The 258-nt window shown below is 72.1% G+C and carries 1 protein-coding gene; it reads right to left on the bottom strand.

Going from position 1 to position 258, the window contains the following annotated elements; all coding sequences use genetic code 11:
• Positions 1 to 258: YbaB/EbfC family nucleoid-associated protein (locus EUU22_RS04290; protein WP_129330841.1), on the bottom strand; the 258-nt coding region annotated here is incomplete at both ends.

Below are 258 nucleotides of genomic sequence, written 5' to 3'. Positions count from 1 at the left end.
GAGGCCGAGCCCCCCGAGGGCGCCTCCGGCGAGGCCCCCGAGCTTCGACTCCTGGAGACTGCGCGCCGAGCGGATGGCCTCGTTCACAGCGGCGAGGACCATGTCGGCGAGCAGCTCGGCGTCGTCCGGGTCGATCGCCTTCGGGTCGATCTTGATCTGCTTCACGTCCCCCGCGCCCGACGCGGTGACGGTGACCATGCCGCCGCCGGCGCTCGCCTCGACCGTCTCGTGCTCGAGCTCGTCCTGCGCCTTCTGCAT

It is taken from the genome of Ciceribacter ferrooxidans (assembly GCF_004137355.1).
In the GTDB taxonomy this organism is placed as follows: domain Bacteria; phylum Pseudomonadota; class Alphaproteobacteria; order Rhizobiales; family Rhizobiaceae; genus Allorhizobium; species Allorhizobium ferrooxidans.
The sequence above is the reverse complement of the archived record's forward strand: the minus strand, read 5'-3'. Positions and strand labels throughout refer to the sequence as shown.